Origin of the sequence: Virgibacillus sp. 7505 (genome assembly GCF_002272135.1) — a bacterium.
Lineage (GTDB): Bacteria > Bacillota > Bacilli > Bacillales > Amphibacillaceae > Terribacillus.
In genome coordinates this window covers 1-283 of the sequence record NZ_NPBF01000161.1, presented here as the reverse complement: position 1 = coordinate 283, position 283 = coordinate 1, and the positions used below count along the sequence as shown (strand labels likewise).

The 283-nt window shown below is 43.1% G+C and carries 1 protein-coding gene; it reads left to right on the top strand.

Features of this window, described 5'->3' with window-relative positions; all coding sequences use genetic code 11:
• Positions 1–217 (top strand): Rieske 2Fe-2S domain-containing protein (locus CHH91_RS18415; RefSeq protein WP_095224772.1); only part of this gene is annotated, 217 nt, incomplete at its 5' end.
• Positions 218–283 lie beyond the last annotated feature (66 nt).

Genomic DNA, 283 nt, shown 5'->3' with positions numbered 1-283 from the left:
TATGCAAGAGGATGGATCCATTCGTATTCTTGACAACAAATGTCCTCATAAAGGCGGACCCCTATCGGAGGGCATCGTTAGTGGGAATTATGTTTATTGTCCGCTGCATGATTGGAAAATTTGCATGAAAACGGGCAGCGCGCAAGGTGGAGATCAAGGAAATGTAGCTTGTTTTACTGTGGAAGTTGAAGGAGACGATATTTATGTGTTTATTTAATGCTTGCTAAAAGGAGTGATTCGATGTGCTCGGAGTCAAGACAGCGCCTAGTCTTTATTGGCAATG